The sequence below is a fragment of the Variovorax sp. V116 genome (genome assembly GCF_041154435.1).
GTDB classification, from domain to species: Bacteria; Pseudomonadota; Gammaproteobacteria; order Burkholderiales; family Burkholderiaceae_C; genus Variovorax; species Variovorax paradoxus.
Window position 1 is genome coordinate 3607178 of the sequence record NZ_AP028661.1, and the last position, 19322, is coordinate 3626499.

A 19322-nucleotide genomic window follows, 5' to 3' on the forward strand; every position below is an offset into this window, starting at 1 on the left:
GCGCAAGCAAAAGAGAGAGAGGCGGGCATGCTGGACATCGACAAACTCAACGAATTCACACAGAACCATGGCGAGCTGCAGCGCGGCCGCGGCCTCGTCACCGGAACCATCGCCCTGAGCCTGGGCATCCTGTGCTTCCTTGGCGTGCTGGCCTTCCACTTTCCGCAGTACCTCACGACGCCCGAGCTGCGCAAGAGCTACAACGTCGACGTGATGCGCTTCATCCTGCTGGCGGCCATGGTGGTCTCGGGCGGGCTGGCGCCGGTGAACATCATCTTCAACCGCTCGCGCTGGCTGTCTTCGGCCGCCTTCCTGCTGGTGGCCGCGGCCGCGCTGCTGGGCGGGCACAAGGTGCCGGTGAACGACTTTGCCGACAACACGCCCTACATCGGCCTGGACTGGTTCATCCTGGATCTGCTGGGCTCCTCGCTGATCTTCATCTTCATCGAGAAGCTGTTTGCGCTGCGCAAGGACCAGCCGGTGTTCCGCGCCGAATGGCAGACCGACTTCCACCATTTCGTGGTCAACCACATGATCGTGGGCTTCGTGCTGCTGGCCACCAACCTGATGGTGCACAAGTTCTTCGGCTGGGCCGCCAACGACGGCGTGCGCGGCTGGGTGGGCAACCTGCCGTTCTGGGCCGGGCTGCTGCTGATCGTCCTGGTGGCCGACCTGGTGCAGTACTGGACCCATCGCGCCTACCACGAGGTGCCGGTGCTGTGGCGCCTGCATGCGGTGCACCACAGCGTGAAGAGCATGGACTGGATGGCCGGCTCGCGCCAGCACATCCTCGAGCTGCTGATCACGCGCACGCTGGTGCTGGCGCCGATCTATGTGCTGGGCTTTTCCAAGGAAGTGATCGACGCGTACATCGTGGTGGTGGGCTTCCAGGCGGTGTTCAACCACTGCAACGTGAGCGTGCGGCTCGGGCCGCTGCGCTACATCATCGTCACGCCCAACTTCCACCACTGGCACCACAGCCAGGACGTGGAAGCGCTCGACAAGAACTATTCGGCGCACTACGCCTTTCTCGACTATCTCTTCGGCACCGCCGTGAAAAGCACCAAGCTCTGGCCCGAGAAATACGGCGTGCTCGGCGACTACGTGCCCAACGGCTTCTTCAAGCAGTTGAAGTTTCCTTTCGTCTGGAAGGGATGATGGCGCGGCGCCATCTCCGCGCGGCGGCGCTTGCCGCTTGCGCATCGCTGCTGCTGCTGCTGTCGGCCTGCGCCACCCGCGTCGACCTGCCGTCCAAGGACGCGGGGCTGCGCCTGCGCGTGCAGAGCTCGGTCATCGCGCCCGGCAACGGCGGCGAGCTCATTGCCGCCGATGCGCTGCAGCCCGGCGACATCCTGCTGACCTCCATCGCCACGGTCAATTCCTTCGGCATCCGGCTGGGCACCTTCTCGCCCGTGAGCCATGCCGTGCTCTACCTGGGCGACGGCCTGATCGCCGAGGCGGTCGGCAGCGGCGTGCGCGCGCGGCCGCTGGCCGACGTGGTGGACGAGGAGCAGATGGTCGTGGCCTTCCGCGTGCCCGGGCTCGATGACTCGGGGGCCCGGAAACTGCGCGCCTGGGCCAACTCGCAGGTGGGCATCCGCTACAACACCACCGGCGTGCTGCTGAATGCGCCCTTCGTGCTGAACCGGCGCCTGTGCGAGCTGCCGCTCATTCCCTCCGCCGTGAGCCACTACTGCATCAGCGGCATGGCCATGGTGCAGCTGGGCGCGAGCCGCGACGACCAGTTCTTCTGCTCGCAGTTCGTGCTCGAGGCCTACCGCCAGGCCGGCCTGCCGATCACCGACGCCGACCCGCGCTGGGTCAGCCCGGCCGACCTGCTGCACATGCGCGAGGGCGATGTGCCCTCGATTGCCGCCACGCAGCCGCTGCGCTACGTGGGCCACCTCAAGTACAACGCGCCGCCGCTGCTGGCGGCCGATGGACCCTGACCGGCTTGAGCGCTCCTTCTCATTTCGACGTGGTGGTGGTTGGCGCGGGCGCGGCCGGGCTGTTCTGCGCGGGCCTGGCCGGCCAGCGCGGGCTCAAGGTGCTGCTGGTCGACCACAGCGAAAAGATCGCGGAAAAAATCCGCATCTCGGGCGGCGGCCGCGCCAACTTCACCAACCGCGACCTCGACGTGCGCGCGCCGCAGCGCCACTTCATCGGCGACAACCCGAATTTCTGCCGCTCGGCGCTGTCGCGCTATGCGCCGCAGCAGTTCATCGACCTGGTGCACAAGCACGGCATTGCGTATCACGAAAAGCACAAGGGCCAGCTGTTCTGCGACGGCTCCTCGCAGCAGATCATCGACATGCTGCTGGCGGAGTGCGAGGCCGGCGGCGTCACGCGCTGGCAGCCGTGCAAGCTCGGAAAGATCGTGTTCTCGGCCGCCGGCGACGGCGCATCGGGCGCAGGCAGCTACCGGATCGATAGCACCCGGGGTCCCATCGAGACGCCCAGGCTGGTGGTCGCCACCGGCGGCCTGTCGATTCCGCAGATCGGCGCCAGCGACTTCGGCTACCGCCTGGCCGAGCAGTTCGGCCTGCGCGTCGTCACGCCGCGCCCGGCGCTGGTGCCGCTGACCTTCGGCGGCGAGGCCTGGGCACCGTATGCCGAACTGGCCGGGCTGGCGCTGCCGGTGCGCATCGAGACCGGCGCCAGGAAGGAAAAGATGGCCTTCCTCGAGGACCTGCTGTTCACCCACCGCGGCCTGTCGGGCCCAGCGGTGCTGCAGATTTCGAGCTACTGGAAGCCCGGCAGCCCGCTCACGCTCGACTTCGCGCCGGGCGTGGACGTGGCCGAGGCCCTGGGCGAAGCCAAGCTGCGCTCGAAGAAGCGCATCGCCAACGAGCTGGCCGCGCTGGTGCCCTCCCGGCTGGCGGATGCCTGGGTCGGGCAGGATCCGGCGCTGCAGCGGCCTGTCAACGAGGCGGCCGACAAGGCGCTGGCCGCCCTGGCGGAGCGCATTGCCCGCTGGCAGATCACCCCCAGCGGCACCGAGGGCTACAAGAAGGCCGAAGTCACGGCCGGCGGCGTCGACACCCGCGACCTGTCCTCCCAGACCATGGAATCGAAGCAGCCGGGCCTGTATTTCATCGGCGAAGTGGTCGATGTGACGGGCTGGCTGGGCGGATACAACTTCCAGTGGGCCTGGGCCAGCGCGCACGCCTGCGCCACCTCCTTCTGAAAAGGCCGCGAGGCGCGCGAGGCCTCGCGGAGTGCTATACTCGCGGGCTAACTTCTGGCCTTCCCTCAACGGCCGCAAAAATTTTCAGTTGAGGAACCCCGGCTTGGGGCCTCGATCTCCCCAGGCCAAATTCAGTTCAACGATTCATCAATGACCACCATCCGCGTTAAAGAAAACGAGCCTTTCGACGTCGCCCTGCGCCGCTTCAAGCGCACCATCGAAAAGCTCGGCCTGCTGACCGACCTGCGTGCCCGCGAGTTCTACGAAAAGCCGACCGCCGAGCGCAAGCGCAAGAAGGCAGCCGCCGTCAAGCGCCACTACAAGCGCGTGCGCAGCATGCAGCTGCCCAAGAAGCTGTACTAAGCAACACCCGGGCCCGGCCGCCGACGAAAGTCGCCGCCAGCCCCGTTGCCCCAGCCGCGCCAGGGAAACCTGCCGCGGCTTTTGTTTTTTCCGAAAGGTTGTGCCGAATGACACTCAAAGAACAGATCACCGAAGACATGAAGACCGCCATGCGCGCCAAGGACTCGGAGCGCCTGGGCACCATCCGCCTGCTGCTGGCCGCGCTCAAGCAGAAGGAAGTCGACGAGCGCGTGGAGCTCGACGATGCCATGGTCGTTGCCATCGTCGACAAGATGGTCAAGCAGCGCAAGGACTCGATCGCCGCGTTCACCACCGGCGGCCGCGCCGACCTGGCCGACAAGGAATCGGCCGAGATCAAGGTGCTCGAGGTCTACCTGCCGCAGCGCATGAGCGCCGACGAAGTGGCCGCCGAAGTGAAGGCCATCGTGGCCGAACTGGGCGCCAAGGGCCCCGGCGACATGGGCAAGGTGATGGGCGCGGTCAAGACCCGCCTCGCGGGCAAGGCCGACATGGGCCAGGTGAGCGCCGCCGTCAAGGCCGCCCTCGCGAACAACGCCTGATGAACGACAGCAGCAGCGGCCGCACCAGCCCGATCCTGAAGGCCTGCGCCTGCCTGGTCGACGCCAGGGGCCGGCTGCTGGTGTTCCGCCACCCCGGCGACGGCAACATGCAGCTGCCCAAGGGCACCGTCGAGCCCGGCGAATCGCCCGAGGTGGCGGTGCGGCGCGAGCTGCTGGAGGAATCGGGCATCGACCACGTCGGCGAGCTGCAGCCGCTCGGCACCCTGCAGCGCGACTGCGAAGCCGGCATCGAAGGCAATACGCTGCGCCACCCCCAGCTGTGGCACCTGTTCCTGATGCGCGCCGATGGTCCGCTGCCCGAAACCTTCGACCACGTGGCCATGGGCAGCCCCGAGGAAGACGGCCTGGTGTTCTCGTTCAGCTGGCTCGCGGGCGGCGACGACATCAGCAGCTTCACCCTGCCCTACCGGCAGGCCATCGAGCGCGTGCGCGCGGCCCTGCTCGCAGCGTAGGGCTCGTCGCCAGGTGCTTCGGGCTCACGCCAGCGCGCGAACCACCATGTAGAGCCCCAGCAGCGCCAGCCCGGCCAGGAAACAGCGCCTGAACACCGCCACCGGCAGCCGCTTGCGCAGCCAGGTGCCGATCGCCATGCCGCCGAGGGCCGGCACCAGCATGGCGAGCGATCCCCCCACCGCCGCCACCGGATAGCCGCCGTTGCCCGCGAGCCCGATGGCAAGCACCACGGTCGAGGTGGTGAACGAAATGCCCATCGCCTGGATCAGCGCATCGCGCTGGAAGCCCAGGGCCTGCAGATAGGGCACGGCCGGCACCACGAACACGCCGGTCACCGCCGTCACCAACCCGGTGGCGGCGCCCACCACCGGCCCGAGCCAGCGCTCATGCGCCGCGGGCACCTGCAGCTGCCGTCCCGTGAGGCCCCAGAGCGCGTAAGCCACCAGCGCCACGCCCAGCGCCACCGAGGCCCCTTCGCCCGCCGGCACGCCGAGCCACAGTGCGCCGCCCAGGGTGCCCGCCACGATGCCCGCCTGCATGCCGCCGATGCGGCGCAGCACCGGCCAGAAGCTCGCGCGCGGCCCGGTCTGCCAGAGGTTGGTGACGAGCGACGGCGCGATCAGCAGCGCCGCCGCGCGCACCGGCGGCATCCAGAGCGCAAGCAGCGCCATCGACACCGTCGGCAGCCCGAGCCCGATCACGCCCTTGACCACGCCGGCCAGCAGGAACACCAGGGTGGCCGCCGCCCAGTGGCCCGTTGCCAGTTCTGCAAGATCATTCGAAATCGTCATGGCGGCGCAGTCTGCCGGCCACGGCCGCGCCTGGAAATGCGGCATTCGCGCAGCCGGCCTCAGGCACAGGCTGAGGCTCCCGTGCTACCTTGCGGCCTCACCATGCGATTCGATCTCACCGACCTGCGGCTTTTCCTCCATGTGGTCGAGGCCGGCAGCCTCACGGCCGGCGCGGCACGCTCGCACATGACGCTCGCCTCGGCCAGCCAGCGCGTGCGCGGCATGGAAGACGCCCTCGGCAGCCCGCTGCTCACGCGCCATGCGCAGGGCGTGCGCCCGACCGAGGCCGGCCGCACGCTGCTGCACCATGCGCGCGTCGTGCTGCAGCAGATGGAGCGCCTGCGCGGCGAGCTCGGCGAGTACGGCCAGGGCCTCAAGGGCCATGTGCGGCTCATGTGCGGCACCTCGGCGCTGACCGAGCACCTGCCCGAGGTGCTGAGCCGCTTTCTCATGCAGCATCCGCGCATCTCGGTCGACCTCGAGGAGCGCCCCAGCCCCGACACCGTCGATGCACTGCGCGGCGGCCGCTGCGACATCGGCATCGTCTCGGACGCCATCGACACCGAGGGCCTCGAATGCCATCCGTTCCGCCGCGACGACCTGGTGCTGGTGATGCCGCGCGGCCATGCGCTGGCCGGGCGCCGGCGCGTGATGCTGGCCGAGGTGATCGACAGCGAATTCGTCGGCCTGCCCGCCGACAGCGCGCTGCAGCTGCTGCTCACGCAGCATGCCCGCGCGCTCGGCAAGCACCTGGCCTACCGCGTGCGCGTGGGCAACTTCGAGGCCGTGTGCCGCATGGTGGCGCATGGCATCGGCGTGGGCATCGTGCCGCAGACGGCGGCCGAACGCTGCGCCCGCTCGATGAAGATCGCGCGCGCCGCGCTCGGCGACGCCTGGGCCGAGCGCACGCTGATGGCGTGCGTGCGCTCGTCGCAGGAACTGCCGCTCAACGCGCGGCGCATGCTTGAGCACCTGGTGGCACCGGTGGAACAGGTGGCGGCGAAGTAGCCGCGGCGCCCTTCCCCGGGCGGCTCAGCGCGCCGGTGCGGCGAGCAGTTCCGCCATCTTCTGCAGCGCCGCTTCCGGCGTCGGCGCGATGTGGATCGAGCAGGCCAGCATGAGGTTCAGCGGCTGCCCGAAGTCCTCCACCGCGATGCCGCTGCCGCTCTCGCGCAGCACCCCGGCCGCATCGGGCGCGCATTGCAGCGCCTCCCTGGCGCGGTCGGCATAGCTGCCCGCGGACACGCCGTAGGCCACGACCGGGATCTGCAGCGCCACCGCGGCGCCCACCTCGAACACCGTGCCCGAATCGGGCTCCAGGCCGCGGAAGCACGCGAGGTTGGCCACCACGCCGTCGGCGCCGCGAAGGCGCTGCATGTTGGCCTGGAAGATCTGCATTTCCGGCGCCTGTGCAGCCGGCTCCTCGTTGCCGTCGGCCGGCAGCAGGGCCGCCAGCCCCAGCGCGTCGCAGGCCGCCGCGAGCCGCACGAAGTGCTCCCTGGCGTCCGGGCGAAAGACATCGGGGCCGGCAAGGTAGATCCGCGGGCGCGCCGGGTTGTCGGGGGATGTGTCCATGAAGGGCACATCTTAGGTTTTTGCGGCCCGCCGTACTACGATGGCACTTCCTCACGACGAAGGAGCCGCCATGCCTCTCTACCTGATCGAGCGCAATTTTGCGGATCAACTCGAGGTCTCGCCCGAGGCCGCGGCCGGCATCATCCGCGTCAACGACGACGTCGGCGTGCGCTGGCTGTATTCGTTCCTCAGCGCCGACAAGAAGAAGACCTACTGCCTGTACGAAGCCCCCGGCATCGAGCCGATCCGCGAGGCGGCACGGCGCAACGGACTGCCGGCCGATGTGGTGGTCGAGGTCGGCGAGCTGCGCCCGCCGCCGCTGCCGGCCGACCTCCTGTCGGCCTGAAGTTCATTTCGCCCGCGGGTCGTCCGCCGGATTGACGTAGGTCACGCCCCAGGGGCCGGTGCCGTGCAGTTGCACCACCGTTTCCTCGCTGGTCCAGGCGAAGTGCGGCGTCTTGGGCTGCAGGATCATCATGCCGCCCGCAACCACCGGCATCGACTTCTGCATGTCGAGCTTGTCGCCCAGGCCCATGTGGAAGGTGCCCGAGAGCACGGTCACCCGCTCGACGGCCGGATGCCAGTGCGACGGAATCCGGTAATTGGCCGGCACCTTGAGGCGCACCGTGAAAGGCACGGCCTCGCTCATCGGGCCTTCGATCACCGCGAGCTTCGCGCCGGGCGGCAGCGAGGGAACATCGGCCCATTTGAGGTCGGCGGGCGAGACCATCCGGTGATCGCCGGACTGGGCCCAGCTGGTGGCGATGCCCGCGATCAGGGCGGCGCCGATCGCCCAGGCGGCAAATGGCTGGCGTGTCATGGTGAGCTTCCTTTCCTTCCGTGTCACCGGCGAAGCGCCGCCGGGGCGCGAGCGAGAGCTGCGGCTGCGTCTACAGCCGCACCACGTCGCCCTTGAGCGAATAGAGGATCGCGACCACCTCGTTCTTCTCGGCCTGGTCGTAGCCGTTCTTGGTCATGGCCGCGACGATGTCGTCCATTGCGGCGACCAGTTCCTGCTCGCTGATGTTCATGCCCTTGTGGGCCGACACCAGGTCCTTGCCGGTGTAGCACTGCGGGCCGCCGCTGCCGGAGCAGAGGAACTCGACCACATGACGCTCGACCTCGGCGCGGTTGCTGTTCGCAAAGCGCGAACGGATGAGCGGGTTGGAGTAGTGGTTCTCGACGACGTCGGTGACGAGCCGCTGGATGCGCTCCTCTCCACCAAGTCGTTCGTACAGGGTTGCAGGCATGGGGCGCACTCCTTCGGGTTGAGGGGCCCGGCGGCGCCGAGCCCGAGAACCGAAGTTAGGCCTGGGCGCGCGGCCGCGCATCGCCCGAATTGACCATTTCGCGCCGGTCCGCCCCGGCGATCAGGATGGCTCCAGGCCCTCGGCGACGCGGTGGCGGTGCGCCCAGGCCGCGGCTTCGGTGCGGCTGCGGCAGTCGGTCTTGGAGAGGATGTGGCGCACGTGGTGCGCCACCGTGTGTGGGCTGATGAACAGGCGCTCGGCGATCGCCTGGTTGCTGCAGCCGGCGCAGAGCAGCCGCAGCACGGCAAGCTCGCGCCGGCTCAGGCCCTCGGGGGACGCGGACGGCATCGCGCCGGCGCCTGCCAGTTCGCGCTGCAGCGCCTCGCAGCGCCGCGCCAGGCTGGCCATGCCCAGTTCGCGGTCGAGCGCGAGTGCCGCATCGAGCTGCGTGCCCGCGGCCGCTGCATCGCCGCGCGCGGCCAGCCAGCGCGCCCACTCGAAGCGGCTGTACGCCAGCCAGGGGCGGCCGCCGCAGCGCTCGTCCAGGGCAACGGCGGCTTCCAGATGCACCGCGGCGTTCGCATCGTCGCCGGCCAGTGCGGCGAGCATGCCGCGGTAGCGGTCCACGGCGCCGAAGCAGGCAATGTTGGTGCCGGTCACCACGTTGCGGCCGGCGTAAGGCGCGAGCAGCCGGTACAGCAGCGCCGCGCGCGGCCGGTCGCCGAGGCGGGCGCAGACCTCGGCCGCAAAGACGGTGTTGGTCAGCCACATGCCGTCGCGCGCAATGCCGGCAAAGCCGTCGGCCGCGAGTGCCTCGTAGGCCTCGCGGGCCGGCTCGTGCAGGTCGAGCTCGGCGCAGATCAGTGCGAGGCCGGGCTGCCAGAGGCTGTCGCGCGGCACGCTGCCGACCAGGCCGCGCAGCACCGGCAGCACCTCGCCAAGGCGGCCCTGGTGCCGCCGCAGCACGAAGATCTGCAGGCTGTAGGCGCCCTGTGCGTTGCCGGGCAGGAAGCGCTGCCCGATCGTGAAGGTCTGGCCGGCCAGCCGCTCGGCATCCGCGAAGCGGCCCTCGTAGGCTGCGAGCAGCGTGAGGCTGGCCAGCCCCATGGCCTGCATGAAGGGCTGGCGGATGGCATCCGCCACCCGCGTATGGACCTGGGCCAGCGGGCGCGCCGCGGCGAGTTCGCCCTTCTCGACCAGGTCGCCGAAGTACCAGCCGGTCAGCGCGTCGACCCACTCCATGTGGCCGGCACGCTCGGCCACTTCGAGTGCCTCGCGCGCGCAGCGCAGGCGCTCGTCGAGCTGGGTGGGATCGGCGCGCGCCGGCAGGATTGCCGCCAGCGCCTTGAACAGCGGGTGCGGCATCGCCAGTTCGCGCGCCAGCGCAACGGCCTGGTGCTGCGCCGCGTTGGCCTGCGGCTGGCGGCCGCAGAAGATGCAGGCGCGGCACAGCGCGGCCAGCAGGTCGACCCGCAGCGCGGCGTCGAAACCGTCTGACGGCGCCAGCGCCTCTTCGAGCAGCGCCGCCGCCTGCTCGCCCGGGTGGCTGATGCGCCAGCCGTTGTTCTCGAAGCCGAGCGCCGCCTGCGCGAACAGGTCCGCGTCGCCGAGCGCGCGCGCCAGCGTGGCCGCTTCCAGGAAGGTGGCGGCACTGGCATCGTTCTCGCCGGCATGCATCTGCACCGCACCGAGCGCCAGCAGCAGCGCGCCATGTCGCGCGCGCTCGGCCGGCAGCCAGCGCTCCTGCAACTGCAGCGCGAGGCGGTAGCAGCGCAGGGCTTCTTCGTGCGCCATCAGCGCCACGGCGCGCGCGGCGGCCTGCTGCGCGATGTCCAGCGCGCGCGCCGCGTTGCCCGCGGGCAGGGCCGCGGCCGCATGGTAGGCGAGCTGCGCCAGCACCGCGTCGAGCCGCCCGGCGTGGCGCGCCTCGAGCGACTCGGCGATGCGCCCGTGCAGCGCGACGCGGCGCGCCGCGGGCAGCTCGTCATAGAGCACCTCGCGGATCAGCACGTGGCTGAACTGGTACTGCGGCCCGGGCGGCACGGCCTCGATGACGCGCTGCGCCAGCGCCTCGTCGAGCCTGCCCAGCAACGCGGCCTCGCTGCCGGCGCCGGCCAGCTCTGCCAGCAGCGGCAAGTCGAAGTCGCGGCCGATGCACGCGGCGATCGCGAGCAGTTCGCAGCACGGCGCCGACAGCTGGTTGAGCCGCTGGCCGATCACCGCGCGGATGCCGCTCGGCACGGTCTCGGCCCGCGCCGCGGCGGCGTGCGGGTCGTTGCCGCAGGGGCCCTGCTGCAGGAAGCGCAGCGTCTCGACCAGGTACAGCGGATTGCCCTCGGTGCGGCGATGCATGGTCGCGATCACGGCGGGCGGCGGCGTCACGGCGCTGGCCGCGGCCACCATCCGCTCGGTTTCCTCGAGGCTCAGCCCTTGCAGCGGCAGGCGGCAGAACTGCCGGGTGTTCAGCAGCTCGGCCAGGGTGGCAGCCAGCGGATGCTGGCGCGACAGGCCGGCCTCGCGGTAGGAGCCGAGCAGCAGGATGCGGGATTCGCCGACGTCCTGGGCGATGAAGGCCAGCAGCCGCAGCGACGAGGCGTCGGCCCAGTGCAGGTTGTCCAGGATCAGCAGCAGCGGACGCAGCGTCGCCACCTGGCGCCAGAAATGCGTGATCGAGGCAAACAGCCGGAAGCGTGCCTGGTCGCCCTCGCCGATCGCCGGCAGCGCGGTGCCGGGGGGCAGCCGCCCGGCAAGCTCGGGCGCGATCTCGACCGCCGCGGCGGCCTCGCGCCCGAGCAGCGCGGGCAGGCGCTCGTCGCGGCAGGCACGCAGGCAGGCTTGCATCGCGCGGGTCCACGGCAGGAAGGGCGGCGCGCCGGGTTCCTCGAGGCAGCGGCCCCACAGGGTCAGCATGCCGCGCCGCAGGGCCAGCGTCGCCACCTCCTGGGCGAGCCGCGTCTTGCCGATGCCGGCCTCGCCGCTCAGCATGACGACGCGGCCGCGCCCGGCCAGCGCCCCGCCGAGCGCATCGTGCGCCAGCTGCAATTCGCCGCGGCGCCCGACGAAGGGCTCGCTCGCGCCCGCCACCGCCGCTCCCGCAGCAGGCGCCGCACCGCAGGCCGGACATGGCGCATCGGCATGCAGGCGAACGCGCCCGCAGCGATGACAGCCGATCCGGTCCAGTGCAGCCATGCCGCTCCTTGTGCTTTGCCGGCCACGGGACCGGCAAGCGCGAGTCTGCGCGCGGCGAATGCCTATAGGACTTAGGACTTACGCGACGGTGAAGGGAGGCTGTCGGCCCGGCGGCTCCGGTCCGGCGGCGCCGCCGCCGCCGCCAGCCCGGCATCCGCCTGGCTGCGGAACTGCCGCGGCGTGACGCCGCTCTGCAGCCTGAAGCGGCGGCTGAAGTACACGGCGTCGCCGAAGCCGCACTGCCGCGCGATGTCGCCGATGCGGGCGTTCGAGGTCACCAGCAGTTCCTTCGCGCGCTCCAGGCGGCGCTCGGTCACGAGTTCGGTGAAGGTGCGCTGGGTCTGCTTCTTGAGCAGGTGCGCGAGGTAGTTGGGCGACAGCATGGCGGCCGCCGCGGCGTCGTTGAGCGACATCTCCTCGGCCAGGTGCTCGCGCACGTAGCGCATCACGCGCTGCAGCGCATCGTGGCCCGCGCTGCGGCCGCTCTGCAGCGCCGCCTGCGCGAGGAGCGGCGCCTCGTGCCGGTGGCAGGCCAGCGCCATCAACTGCAGCAGGATGCCGCGGATCGCACCCACGGCACCGAAGCGCCGCTCGCGGTTCAGCGCGGCAAGCTCATCGAGCCATCCGAGGATGCGCGCGAAATCGGCATCGCCGAAGTGGAAGTCCATGTATTCCTGGAACAGGAAGGGTGCGAGCTCCGGCTGGCGCGCGGCCGGCACCTCCTCCAGGTCGAGCGCCTCGACCGCGAGTTCGGGCCAGAGAAAGCCCTGGTCGAAGTTCACGATGGCATAGCGCGCGCCGGGCGGATGCGGCACCACGTGCACGCGGTAGGGCAGCACGAAGCTCAGGTGCCCCGCGGTGAACGGCCGCACCGCGCCGCCAACTACCTGTTGCGAGCCGCCGTGGATGCTCACCTGGATCTGGAAGTACTCGTGCCGGTGCGGCCGCGCGAGCACGTCGCGCGCGCCTTCGAAGCGGATGTCGAAGTCGAGGTGGTTCGCGCGCTCCTGCATGCCATAGAGGCGCAAGCTGCTGGATGGAAGAGCCGACGACATGGCGCGATGGTAAGCCCCTCGCCCAGGGCCGCCCCGACAGGCGGGACGGTGTTGCTTTCGTCCTGTTTTTGCGTAGATGCGTGCGCAAGCGCCGCCGCGGCGCGCTCCAGAATGGCCCGGCCGGCTGCGGCCGGCGTTCATCGCCTTTCATCAAAGATCCAGGAGACAAAGACCATGTCCAATTCACGACGCGGCCTGCTGGCCGGCTCCGCCGCCGTGGCCGCCAGCGCCATGGCCGGCTGCGCGCTGCCGGCCGGCGGCGCATCGCGCCCGGCGCCCACGCCCTTCACGGTCGCACAGGCCACGGTGCCGATCGTCGGCAGCGAGCAGGCGTTTCCGGTGCGCCGCATCTACTGCATCGGCCGCAACTATGCGGCCCATGCGCGCGAGATGGGTTCCGACCCGAGCCGCGAACCGCCCTTCTTCTTCCAGAAACCGGCGGACGCGATCCAGGTCGTCACGCCCGGCACCGTGGCCGACCATCCGTACCCCTCGCTCACCAAGAACTACCACTACGAGGTGGAACTGGTGGTCGCGCTCGGCAAGGGCGGGCGCAACATCGCGGCGGCGGATGCGCTGGACCTGGTCTACGGCTACTCGCTCGGGCTGGACATGACCCGGCGCGACCTGCAGCGCGAGATGGGCGACCAGAAGAAGCCCTGGGAGATCGGCAAGAGCTTCGACCGCTCGGCGCCGATCGGGCCGATCCATCCCGTGGCCAAGGTCGGCCACTACACCGACGGCGCGATCTGGCTCAAGGTGAACGGCCAGACCAAACAGAACGCCACGCTCAAGCACATGATCTGGTCGGTGGCCGAGCAGATCAGCCGCCTGTCGCAGGCCTTCGAGCTGATGCCCGGCGACATCATCTATTCGGGCACGCCCGAGAACGTGGGTCCGGTGGTGCGCGGCGATGTGATCGAGATCCACATCGACGGCCTGCCGAAGCTGTCGGTGCGCATCGTCTGATGGATGCGCCGGCCGGCTAGCTGCCGGCCACCTTCATGCGGTTGACCAGCACCGAACCCGTGGTCTTGGCGCCGAAGGTGTAGGCATCGGCGCCGATGGCCTCGATGCCCATCAGCATGTCCTTGAGGTTGCCGGCAATGGTGATCTCATGCACCGGGAAGGCGATCTTGCCCTTCTCGACCCAGAAGCCGCTCGCGCCGCGCGAGTAGTCGCCGGTCACGTAGTTCACGCCCTGCCCCATCAGCTCGATCACGAAGAGGCCGGTGCCGAGCTTGGCGAGCATGGCGTCGAGGTCGTCGCCCGGCTGGGTGAGGCGCGAGCTCAGCGTCAGGTTGTGCGAGCCGCCAGCGTTGCCGGTGGTCTTCATGCCCAGCTTGCGCGCGGAATAGGTCGACAAAAAGTAGCCTTCGAGCCGGCCCGCGTCCACCACCTTGCGTGCACGGGTCACCACGCCTTCGTCGTCGAAGGGCGAGCTGCCCTTGCCGCGCAGGATGTGCGGGTCTTCGGCCACGTCGACGTGCCTGGGCAGCACCGGCTTGCCGAGCGAATCGAGCAGGAAAGTGCTCTTGCGGTACAGCGCCCCGCCGCTCACGGCCTGCACCAGCCCGCCCAGCAGGCCCACGGCCAGCGGCGACTCGAACAGCACCGGGCATTCGGTGGTCTTGATCTTGCGCGACTTGAGCCGGCTCAGCGCCCGTTCGGCGGCATAGCGGCCCACGGCTTGCGGACTGGCCAGCTCGCCGGCCGAGCGCATGGAGCTGTACCAGGAGTCGCGCTGCATGTCGTCGCCCTTGCCGGCGATCGGCGCAACCGAGATCGAATGCCGCGAACTCGCGTAGCCGCCGCGGAAGCCGTGCGTGTGGGCGCTGAAGAAGTGGCTCTGCTGGGCCGAGACGCCTGCGCCCTCGCTGTTGGTGATGCGCTTGTCGGTCGAGAGCGCCGCCTCTTCGCATTCGAGCGCGAGCCGGGCGGCTTCTTCGCTGGTCACGCTCCAGGGATGGAACAGGTCGAGCTCGGGGTGCTCCTTGGCGATGTCTTCCTCGTCGGGAAGGCCGCTGACCGGGTCCTCGGCGGTGAAGCGGGCGATGTCGTAGGCCGCCTGCACGGTCTGGGCGATGGCGGCCTCGGAGAAGTCGGAGGTGCTGGCGTTGCCGCGGCGGTGGCCCACGTAGACCGTGATGCCGAGCGACTTGTCGCGGTTGCGCTCCACGTTCTCGAGTTCGCCCTTGCGGACCGAGACGCTGAGGCCGCAGCCCTCGGAGGCCTCGGCGCCGGCATCGGTGGCACCGAGCTTCCTGGCGTGGGCCAGGGCCGTGTCGACCAGGTTTTCGAAGAAGGAGCGGCTGTAGGCGAAGCCGGAATCGGCGCGCGAGGAGGATGTCGTCATGTGGTGGCTATGATACTTGCGCCCCCCATATCCCGTTTTGTCCCGGCTTTCCGTTGCGCATTGCACGCGTTGCAACGCCGCACGGTGCGGCCCAGAATCCACCCCATGTCCCGCAAACCCAAAAAAGGCTATTTCGTCCGTGGCCAGTTCGTTGCCGAAGGCAGCGAGCTCGACCTGGAGCTCAAGCGCGAGCTCAAGGGCACCGACGAAGCCAGCCGCACCGATCTCAAGCGCGAAAGCGATGAACTGCAAAAGCTCGGCACCGAACTGCTCGGCCTGCGCGCCGGCCTGTTCGATGCGCTGCCGCTGGGCGAAAAACTGGTCGACGCCGTCGCCGAGGCCAAGCGCATCACCAACTTCGAGGGCAAGCGGCGGCAGATGCAGTTCATCGGCAAGCTGATGCGCAAGCTCGAACCCGAAGTACTCGAAGCCGTGAAGCTCGCCCTGACCGAGCAGAACAGCGTGCCCGCGGCCGAAACCGCCGCGCTGCACGAGGCCGAGCGCTGGCGCGACCGGCTGATTGCCGACGACGATGCGCTGGGCGGCTGGATCGAAACCCACCCCGCCACCGATTCCCAGCAGCTGCGCGCCCTGGTGCGCCAGGCCCGCAAGGACCTGAAGGCCGGGCCGGCCGGCGAGGCGCCGCGCCAGGGCAAGGCCTACCGCGAGATCTTCCAGCTGGTGCGCGCGCAGCTTGCGGTGCACGGTGGTGCGGACCATGCGGCGGCGGCAGCCGCGCAGGACCGGGAAGAGGACGCATGACCACGCCCGACCCCGTCCGCATCGGCATCGTCTCCATCAGCGACCGCGCCTCCAGCGGCACCTACGAGGACAAGGGCCTGCCCTCGCTGAAGGAATGGCTGGCCCGCGCGCTCAAGAATCCGATCGATTTCGAGGCCCGGCTGATTCCCGACGAAGCGGCCCTCATCAGCGCCACGCTGATCGAGCTGGTGAACGCCGGCTGCTCGCTGGTGCTGACCACCGGCGGCACCGGCCCGGCGTTGCGCGACGTCACGCCCGAAGCCACGCTGGCCGTGGCCCACAAGGAAATGCCCGGCTTCGGCGAGCAGATGCGCCAGATCAGCCTGCGCTTCGTGCCCACCGCGATCCTGTCGCGCCAGGTGGCGGTGATCCGCGACCAAAGCCTGATCATCAACCTGCCGGGACAGCCCAAGTCGATCGCGGAAACGCTCGAAGGGCTCAAGGACACCGAAGGCGTGCAGGTGGTGCCCGGCATCTTCGCGGCGGTGCCCTACTGCATCGACCTGATCGGCGGCCCGTACCTCGAAACGGACGACACGGTCTGCAAGGCCTTCCGGCCCAAGTCGGCCATCAGGCGCTGAGCGGGCCGGCCTCTTCCTCATCCGCATCGCGCCGGTGCGCGATGCGGTAGAGCAGCGGCAGCACCAGCAGCGTCAGCACGGTCGATGACAGGATGCCGCCGATCACCACCGTGGCCAGCGGCCGCTGCACCTCGGCGCCGGTGCCCGTGGCGATGGCCATCGGCACGAAGCCCAGCGATGCGACCAGCGCGGTCATCAGCACCGGCCGCAGCCGCGTGAGCGCGCCTTCGCGGATTGCCGCGTCGAGCGGCAGCCCGCCTTCGCGCAGCTTGCGGATGAACGAGATCATCACCAGCCCGTTGAGCACCGCCACGCCCGACAGCGCAATGAAACCCACCGCCGCCGAGATCGACAGCGGAATGCCGCGCAGCCACAGCGCGACGATGCCGCCCGTGAGCGCAAACGGAATGCCGGTGAACACCAGCAACCCGTCCTTCAGGTTGCCGAACATCGCGAACAGCAGCGTGAACACCAGCAGCAGCGACACCGGCACCACCACCTGCAGCCGCTCGGCGGCCGAGGCCAGGTTCTCGTACTGGCCGCCCCAGGCCGTCCAGTAGCCCGGCGGAATGCGCACCTTGCGCATCGCTTCCTCGGCCTCGGCCACGAAGGAGCCGAGGTCGCGCCCGCGCACATTGGCGCTCACCACGATGCGCCGCTTGCCGTCCTCGCGGCTCACCTGATTCGGGCCCGGCGCAAGCTCCAGCGTGGCGACTTCGCCAAGCGGGATGAAGCTGGCGCGCTGCGGGGCCTGCGCGCCCGCGCCCACGGGCAGCGCCAGCGGCAGGCGCTTGATCGCCTCCAGGTCGGTGCGCAGGTTCTCGGGCAGCCGCACGATGATGCCGAAGCGCCGGTCGCCGTCGAACAGCGTGCCCGCCTCGCGGCCGCCCACCGCAATGGAGACCGCGTCCTGCACGTCGCCCACGTTGAGGCCGTAGCGCGCGGTCTTGGCGCGGTCGATGTTCACCGTGAGCATCGGAAGGCCCGTGGTCTGCTCGACCTTCACCTCGGCCGCGCCGGGAATCTTGCCCAAGGTTTCCGACACCTCGGCCGCGGTCTTGTTCAGCACCTCCATGTCGTCGCCGAAGATCTTCACGGCCACGTCGCTGCGCACGCCCGAGATCAGTTCGTTGAAGCGCAGCTGGATCGGCTGCGAGAACTCGTAGCTGTTGCCCGGCAGCTTCTCGACTTCTTGCTGCACGGCGGCCAGCAGCTCGTCGCGCGTGCGGCGCGATGTACCTTGGAATACGGGCCACTGGTCTTCGGGCTTCAGCATGATGTAGCCGTCGGAAATGTTCGGCGGCATCGGGTCCGACGCGATCTCGGCCGTGCCGGTGCGCGCGAACACGCGCTCGATCTCCGGAAACTTCGCCTTCAGCGTGCGTTCGATCTGCTTTTGCATCTCGACCGACTGTGTGAGGCTGGTGCCCGGAATGCGCAGCGCCTGGATGGCGAAGTCGCCTTCGCCCAGGCTCGGCACGAACTCCGTGCCCAGGCGCGTCGCCAGCAGGCCCGAGAGCAGCACCGCCACCACCGCCGTGGTGATGACCAGCGGCCTGGCCGCCATCGCGCGCGCCAGCAGCGGCTCGTAGCCGCACCGGGCCCACTGCATCAGGCGGTTCTCCTTCTCGCTCACCTTGTGGCCGATGAAGAGCGCCACGGCCGCGGGAATGAAGGTGATCGACAGGATCATCGCGCCCAGCAGCGCAATCACCACGGTGAAGGCCATCGGGTGGAACAGCTTGCCCTCCACGCCCGCGAGCGCAAAGATCGGCAGGTACACGACCATGATGATCAGCTGGCCGAACAGCAGCGGCCGCCGCGCCTCCTGCGAGGCCGCGAACACCTCGTGGAAGCGCTCGCTGCGCGTCAGTGCCCGCCCGTGCCTGGCCTGCGCATGCGCGAGGCGCCGCACGCAGTTCTCCACGATCACCACCGCGCCGTCGATGATGATGCCGAAGTCCAGCGCGCCCAGGCTCATGAGGTTGGCGCTGACCTTCTGGTTCACCATGCCGGTGAAGGTGAAGAGCATCGACAGCGGAATCACCAGCGCGGTGATCAGCGCCGCGCGCATGTTGCCGAGGAACAGGAACAGCACCGCAATCACCAGCACCGCGCCTTCGAACAGGTTCTTCTTCACCGTGGCAATGGCCTTGTCGACCAGCACCGTGCGGTCGTACACGGTGACGGCCTTCACGCCCGCGGGCAGCGTGCGGTTGATCTGCTGCATTTTTTTATCGACCTCCTGCGAGACGGTGCGGCTGTTCTCGCCGATCAGCATGAACACCGTGCCCAGCACCACCTCGCGGCCGTTGTCGGTGGCAGCGCCCGTGCGCAGCTCCTGGCCGATGCCGACCTCGGCCACGTCGCGCACGCGCAGCGGCATGCCGGCCGCGCTCGCGCTGGAGCTCGCGAGGATCACGTTGCCGATGTCCTCCACCGACTTGACCTGGCCCGGCGCGCGGATCAGGTACTGCTCGCCGCGCTTCTCGATGTAGCCCGCGCCCACGTTGGCGTTGTTGCGCTCCAGTGCGCTGACCAGGTCGGCCATCGAGAGGCCGTGCGCCAGCAGCTTGGCGGGGTCGGGCGCGATCTGGAACTCCTTGGCATGGCCGCCGATGGAATTGATCTCGGTCACGCCCTTCACGTTGCGCAGCTGCGGCTTGATGATCCAGTCCTGGATCTCGCGCAGGTCGGTGGACGTGTAGGGCTTGCCGTCGGCTTTCTTCGCGCCCTCCTCGGCCTCCACGGTCCAGAGATAGATTTCGCCGAGCCCGGTCGATATCGGCCCGATCACCGGCGAGATGCCGCTGGGCATGCTCCCGCGCGCCGACTGGATGCGCTCGTTCACGAGCTGTCGCGCAAAGTAGATGTCGGTGCCGTCTTCGAAGATCACCGTCACCTGCGACAGGCCGTAGCGCGAGAGCGACCGGGTCTGCTGCAGCCCCGGCAGGCCGGCCATCACCGTCTCGATGGGATAGGTCACGCGCTGCTCGGCCTCGAGCGGCGAATAGCCGGGCGCGGCGGTGTTGATCTGCACCTGTACGTTGGTGATGTCTGGCACCGCGTCGATCGGCAGCTTCTGGTAGCTGAAGACGCCGAGCGTCGCCATGCCCAGCACGGCCAGCAGCACCAGCCAGCGCTGCTCGATGGAAAACCGGATGACTCGTTCGAACATG

The 19322-nt window shown here is 69.5% G+C and carries 19 protein-coding genes; 11 read left to right on the forward strand and 8 right to left on the reverse strand.

Annotated elements, in window-relative coordinates; genetic code table 11:
- Positions 1–27 precede the first annotated feature (27 nt).
- The 6 genes from ACAM58_RS17160 to ACAM58_RS17185 all read left to right on the forward strand — a co-directional run bounded on the left by ACAM58_RS17160 (position 28) and on the right by ACAM58_RS17185 (position 4583).
- Positions 28–1158, forward strand: a complete 1131-nt coding sequence (locus tag ACAM58_RS17160; protein ID WP_369663143.1) for a sterol desaturase family protein — start codon at positions 28–30, stop codon at positions 1156–1158.
- Entirely contained in the window at positions 1158–1949 is a 792-nt protein-coding gene (locus tag ACAM58_RS17165) for a YaeF family permuted papain-like enzyme (protein WP_012748634.1), read from the forward strand. The genes ACAM58_RS17160 and ACAM58_RS17165 overlap by 1 nt, the downstream gene beginning before the upstream one ends.
- Positions 1950–1954: 5 nt before the next feature.
- Entirely contained in the window at positions 1955–3187 is a 1233-nt protein-coding gene (locus ACAM58_RS17170; protein ID WP_041945532.1) for an aminoacetone oxidase family FAD-binding enzyme, read from the forward strand.
- A gap of 150 nt (positions 3188–3337) precedes the next feature.
- On the forward strand, positions 3338–3550 hold the full coding sequence (gene rpsU / locus ACAM58_RS17175; RefSeq protein ID WP_007833691.1) for a 30S ribosomal protein S21: 213 nt from the start codon (positions 3338–3340) through the stop codon (positions 3548–3550).
- A gap of 107 nt (positions 3551–3657) precedes the next feature.
- Positions 3658–4110 (forward strand): GatB/YqeY domain-containing protein, encoded by a 453-nt coding sequence (locus ACAM58_RS17180; RefSeq protein WP_012748636.1) that lies wholly within the window; start codon positions 3658–3660, stop codon positions 4108–4110.
- Complete coding sequence (locus ACAM58_RS17185; RefSeq protein ID WP_012748637.1) at positions 4110–4583, forward strand: NUDIX domain-containing protein; 474 nt, start codon at positions 4110–4112, stop codon at positions 4581–4583. The genes ACAM58_RS17180 and ACAM58_RS17185 overlap by 1 nt, the downstream gene beginning before the upstream one ends.
- Before the next feature lie 24 nt (positions 4584–4607).
- Here the strand turns inward: ACAM58_RS17185 and ACAM58_RS17190 are convergent, their stop codons facing one another.
- Entirely contained in the window at positions 4608–5375 is a 768-nt protein-coding gene (locus ACAM58_RS17190) for a sulfite exporter TauE/SafE family protein (RefSeq protein ID WP_208856264.1), read from the reverse strand.
- A 102-nt stretch (positions 5376–5477) separates the two neighbouring features.
- Here ACAM58_RS17190 and ACAM58_RS17195 point away from each other — a divergent pair, with 102 nt between their 5' ends.
- Positions 5478–6383, forward strand: coding sequence for a LysR family transcriptional regulator (locus ACAM58_RS17195; RefSeq protein WP_012748639.1), 906 nt, complete (start codon positions 5478–5480; stop codon positions 6381–6383).
- 24 nt (positions 6384–6407) lie between these two features.
- Here the strand turns inward: ACAM58_RS17195 and ACAM58_RS17200 are convergent, their stop codons facing one another.
- Complete coding sequence (locus ACAM58_RS17200; RefSeq protein ID WP_012748640.1) at positions 6408–6950, reverse strand: nucleoside 2-deoxyribosyltransferase; 543 nt, start codon at positions 6948–6950, stop codon at positions 6408–6410.
- 70 nt (positions 6951–7020) lie between these two features.
- Here ACAM58_RS17200 and ACAM58_RS17205 point away from each other — a divergent pair, with 70 nt between their 5' ends.
- Positions 7021–7296: a DUF4242 domain-containing protein gene (locus ACAM58_RS17205; protein ID WP_012748641.1), complete on the forward strand. Its 276-nt coding sequence runs from the start codon at positions 7021–7023 to the stop codon at positions 7294–7296.
- A 3-nt stretch (positions 7297–7299) separates the two neighbouring features.
- On the opposite strand, the gene ACAM58_RS17210 is transcribed toward ACAM58_RS17205, so the two are convergent.
- From ACAM58_RS17210 to ACAM58_RS17225, 4 genes are all read right to left on the reverse strand, one after another.
- The gene (locus ACAM58_RS17210; protein WP_012748642.1) at positions 7300–7770 is read right to left on the reverse strand and encodes a cupin domain-containing protein; all 471 of its coding nucleotides are present in this window, start codon (positions 7768–7770) and stop codon (positions 7300–7302) included.
- A gap of 70 nt (positions 7771–7840) precedes the next feature.
- Entirely contained in the window at positions 7841–8200 is a 360-nt protein-coding gene (locus ACAM58_RS17215) for a group 1 truncated hemoglobin (protein WP_012748643.1), read from the reverse strand.
- A gap of 120 nt (positions 8201–8320) precedes the next feature.
- Positions 8321–11389, reverse strand: coding sequence for a helix-turn-helix transcriptional regulator (locus ACAM58_RS17220; RefSeq protein ID WP_012748644.1), 3069 nt, complete (start codon positions 11387–11389; stop codon positions 8321–8323).
- Between the two features lie 71 nt (positions 11390–11460).
- On the reverse strand, positions 11461–12444 hold the full coding sequence (locus tag ACAM58_RS17225) for a helix-turn-helix domain-containing protein (protein WP_049826095.1): 984 nt from the start codon (positions 12442–12444) through the stop codon (positions 11461–11463).
- A 174-nt stretch (positions 12445–12618) separates the two neighbouring features.
- On the opposite strand from ACAM58_RS17225, the gene ACAM58_RS17230 reads away from it, so the two are divergent.
- A complete protein-coding gene (locus ACAM58_RS17230) occupies positions 12619–13413 on the forward strand; it encodes a fumarylacetoacetate hydrolase family protein (RefSeq protein WP_012748646.1) in 795 nt (264 codons plus the stop codon).
- A gap of 16 nt (positions 13414–13429) precedes the next feature.
- Here ACAM58_RS17230 and pmbA read toward each other — a convergent pair whose 3' ends face one another.
- Positions 13430–14800 carry a metalloprotease PmbA gene (pmbA, locus tag ACAM58_RS17235; RefSeq protein ID WP_012748647.1) on the reverse strand — a complete coding sequence of 457 codons (1371 nt, stop codon included), beginning with the start codon at positions 14798–14800 and terminating at the stop codon, positions 13430–13432.
- 105 nt (positions 14801–14905) lie between these two features.
- On the opposite strand from pmbA, the gene yjgA reads away from it, so the two are divergent.
- Together yjgA and mog are read left to right on the forward strand one after the other, a co-directional pair.
- The gene (gene yjgA / locus ACAM58_RS17240) at positions 14906–15562 is read left to right on the forward strand and encodes a ribosome biogenesis factor YjgA (protein ID WP_012748648.1); all 657 of its coding nucleotides are present in this window, start codon (positions 14906–14908) and stop codon (positions 15560–15562) included.
- The gene (gene mog / locus ACAM58_RS17245) at positions 15559–16143 is read left to right on the forward strand and encodes a molybdopterin adenylyltransferase (protein WP_012748649.1); all 585 of its coding nucleotides are present in this window, start codon (positions 15559–15561) and stop codon (positions 16141–16143) included. The genes yjgA and mog overlap by 4 nt, the downstream gene beginning before the upstream one ends.
- On the opposite strand, the gene ACAM58_RS17250 is transcribed toward mog, so the two are convergent.
- Positions 16133–19321, reverse strand: a complete 3189-nt coding sequence (locus ACAM58_RS17250; protein WP_012748650.1) for a CusA/CzcA family heavy metal efflux RND transporter — start codon at positions 19319–19321, stop codon at positions 16133–16135. The two genes, mog and ACAM58_RS17250, sit on opposite strands and share 11 nt — an antisense overlap.
- Position 19322: the final 1 nt, after the last annotated feature.

Coding starts and splice junctions, on each gene's coding strand:
- ACAM58_RS17180 (WP_012748636.1), top strand. CDS start 3,658: ATGACACTCAAAGAACAGATCACCGAAGACATGAAGACCGCCATGCGC.
- ACAM58_RS17230 (WP_012748646.1), top strand. CDS start 12,619: ATGTCCAATTCACGACGCGGCCTGCTGGCCGGCTCCGCCGCCGTGGCC.
- ACAM58_RS17165 (WP_012748634.1), top strand. CDS start 1,158: ATGGCGCGGCGCCATCTCCGCGCGGCGGCGCTTGCCGCTTGCGCATCG.
- ACAM58_RS17205 (WP_012748641.1), top strand. CDS start 7,021: ATGCCTCTCTACCTGATCGAGCGCAATTTTGCGGATCAACTCGAGGTC.
- rpsU (WP_007833691.1), top strand. CDS start 3,338: ATGACCACCATCCGCGTTAAAGAAAACGAGCCTTTCGACGTCGCCCTG.
- ACAM58_RS17215 (WP_012748643.1), bottom strand. CDS start 8,200: ATGCCTGCAACCCTGTACGAACGACTTGGTGGAGAGGAGCGCATCCAG.
- ACAM58_RS17185 (WP_012748637.1), top strand. CDS start 4,110: ATGAACGACAGCAGCAGCGGCCGCACCAGCCCGATCCTGAAGGCCTGC.
- ACAM58_RS17250 (WP_012748650.1), bottom strand. CDS start 19,321: ATGTTCGAACGAGTCATCCGGTTTTCCATCGAGCAGCGCTGGCTGGTG.
- pmbA (WP_012748647.1), bottom strand. CDS start 14,800: ATGACGACATCCTCCTCGCGCGCCGATTCCGGCTTCGCCTACAGCCGC.
- ACAM58_RS17160 (WP_369663143.1), top strand. CDS start 28: ATGCTGGACATCGACAAACTCAACGAATTCACACAGAACCATGGCGAG.
- ACAM58_RS17210 (WP_012748642.1), bottom strand. CDS start 7,770: ATGACACGCCAGCCATTTGCCGCCTGGGCGATCGGCGCCGCCCTGATC.
- ACAM58_RS17195 (WP_012748639.1), top strand. CDS start 5,478: ATGCGATTCGATCTCACCGACCTGCGGCTTTTCCTCCATGTGGTCGAG.
- ACAM58_RS17225 (WP_049826095.1), bottom strand. CDS start 12,444: ATGTCGTCGGCTCTTCCATCCAGCAGCTTGCGCCTCTATGGCATGCAG.
- mog (WP_012748649.1), top strand. CDS start 15,559: ATGACCACGCCCGACCCCGTCCGCATCGGCATCGTCTCCATCAGCGAC.
- ACAM58_RS17190 (WP_208856264.1), bottom strand. CDS start 5,375: ATGACGATTTCGAATGATCTTGCAGAACTGGCAACGGGCCACTGGGCG.
- yjgA (WP_012748648.1), top strand. CDS start 14,906: ATGTCCCGCAAACCCAAAAAAGGCTATTTCGTCCGTGGCCAGTTCGTT.
- ACAM58_RS17220 (WP_012748644.1), bottom strand. CDS start 11,389: ATGGCTGCACTGGACCGGATCGGCTGTCATCGCTGCGGGCGCGTTCGC.
- ACAM58_RS17200 (WP_012748640.1), bottom strand. CDS start 6,950: ATGGACACATCCCCCGACAACCCGGCGCGCCCGCGGATCTACCTTGCC.